Here is a 2,046-nt window from a genome sequence, read left to right as displayed (position 1 = left end):
CCCGTGCATCGGCTGCGGCGCCAGTTCAACGACGCCGCCGGCCTCGACGATCATCGCCTGATGGACCAGGCAGACCCCCAGCACAGGGCGGCTGTCGCGGCGCAGAATATCCAGGGAGATGCCAAGATCCTTGGCAACACTGGTATTGCCCGGCCCCGGAGAGATGATGACGCCGTCATAGCTCAAAAATTCCGGGCTCTGCAGAAATTCGTAGCAGTCATTGCGGATGACATCGATGCAAAGACCATCACGCTGGCCGCGCAAAAAATCCGCTATATTATTGGTAAAACTATCAAAATTGTCAACGAGAAGAAGTTTCAAGGCTCTGTATCCTTTTACTGCCATAGGCTCATCAACCGGCTGGAAACGCCGTCAGGCTGAGGTGAATTGCCCGGATAAGGCGGGAATTGCGGCCCGCCTGTCACCTATCGACTTTGAGAGTTCCGGTATCCGCCGCTGCTATCTAGCGTCGGCGCGAAACAGCAAAGCGGAGCGGTAATCCCCATGCGCACGACGGTTGGTATTATTGGCGGCGGCCCGTCCGGGTTGCTTCTTTCGCTTCTTCTGGACCGTTTGGGAATCGACAACCAGGTGCTGGAACACCGCAGCCGCGCACATGTGCAGCGCCGGGTCCGGGCCGGGCAGCTGGATCACGCCAGCGTTGCGTTCCTGCGCCAGTCCGGGCTGGCCGGGCGTCTGGATCGTCTGGGCCTGCCGCAGCGGGGCATGAACCTGCGCTGGCGGGATCAGACCCGGCGTATTGATCTTGAGGCCTTGAGCGGCGGGCATTCCTGCACGGTTTACGGCCAGTCGGCGCTGACGTGCGATCTGACCAATACCCTGGCCGCAAGCGGCCGCAGCCCGGTTTACGGCGCCGAAGACATCCGGCTGTCGGATCCTGAATCGGAACCGCATATCATCACCTATCGCAAGGACGGTGCCGAACACAGGCTGGAATGCCGCTTTGTTGCCGGCTGCGATGGGGCGCACGGTCCGGCGCGCCGGCTGGTGAACGGTGCCGGGGGCGGCAGCAGCAGGCGCCTGCCGTTTTCCTGGGTCGGCGTGCTGAGCGAAACCCCTCCGGTCTCGCCGGAACTGACTTATGCCTACCATCCGCGGGGGTTTGCCCTGTGGTCGATGCGCTCGGACACGGTCAGCCGCACCTATTTGCAGTGCGGGCCGGACGACCAGACCGGCAACTGGTCCGATGACCGTTTCTGGAGCGAAATGCAGCGCCGCCTTGGGCCGGATGTGAGCTTTAGCCCAGGCAAGGTTACAGAACGGCTGATGGTCCGGATGCAGGGCTATGTGGCGGACCGGATGCAGCTTGGAAATGTGGTTCTGGCCGGGGACGCAGGCCATACCGTGCCACCCTCGGCAGCCAAGGGCCTGAACCTGGCCATCGCAGACATCCGGGCGCTCAGCGAAAGCTTCCGCAAGCTGCTGTTTGAAGGCCGGCAGAACGCCCTGGCGGAGTATGCGCAAAAGGCGCTGAAACGGGCCTGGGCCGGGCAGGCTTTCTCGTGGCAGATGACGGATCTTCTGCATGCGCCGCCCTCGGGAGATCCGTTTGAGAACCGTCTGAAACTGACCCGGCTGGACACCCTTCTGGCTTCGCCTGAGCAGCTGCGCCTGTTCTGCCGGGATTACACCGGTGCCGAGGCGGCCTGACCATGCTGCAAAGACTTCTGAAACCCGGCCTGGTCCTGTCCGCGGCCCTGGCCGCTGCGGCACCAGCACAGGCGGAATTCAACGGGTATTTCGCCACCGGAGTTCGAGGCGGCAACCCCAATTTCACCGATAGCGGCACCGGCGTATTCGGGCGTCTGAGCTATCGTTTCTCCCACAGCATGGACGCCGCCGGCGGCTCGCTGGATCTGTTTGCCGGCGGTTCCCTGCAGGGCAGCGGCCGCACAGACCGGGCCATCAATGAAACCCAGGCCCTGCGTGAGGCATATGCCGAGTTTCAGGCCGGCAGTTTTACCCTTGGGGCCGGGCGGCATGTGCATATGCAGGGGGTCGCCGACGGGTTCATCCCGACCGATG

Annotated in this window: 2 protein-coding genes and 1 pseudogene; 2 read left to right on the top strand and 1 reads right to left on the bottom strand. The window is 63.0% G+C overall.

The window, feature by feature from the left end; all coding sequences use genetic code 11:
- Positions 1 to 345, bottom strand: a pseudogene (locus A2I95_RS33645) (hypothetical protein); the annotation flags it as partial.
- Positions 346 to 504: 159 nt separating this feature from the next.
- On the opposite strand from A2I95_RS33645, the gene A2I95_RS33640 reads away from it, so the two are divergent.
- Both A2I95_RS33640 and A2I95_RS33635 read left to right on the top strand, forming a co-directional pair.
- Complete coding sequence (locus A2I95_RS33640; protein WP_051372053.1) at positions 505 to 1,671, top strand: 4-hydroxybenzoate 3-monooxygenase; 1,167 nt, start codon at positions 505 to 507, stop codon at positions 1,669 to 1,671.
- A 2-nt stretch (positions 1,672 to 1,673) separates the two neighbouring features.
- Positions 1,674 to 2,046: hypothetical protein (locus A2I95_RS33635; protein ID WP_291736810.1), on the top strand; the 373-nt coding region annotated here is incomplete at its 3' end.

The organism is Leisingera sp. F5 (assembly GCF_001593695.1).
This window is presented reverse-complemented; position numbering and strand designations above follow the sequence as displayed.

Excerpts from the sequence above, each read along its gene's own strand:
- A2I95_RS33640 (WP_051372053.1), top strand. The coding sequence starts at position 505 with ATGCGCACGACGGTTGGTATTATTGGCGGCGGCCCGTCCGGGTTGCTT.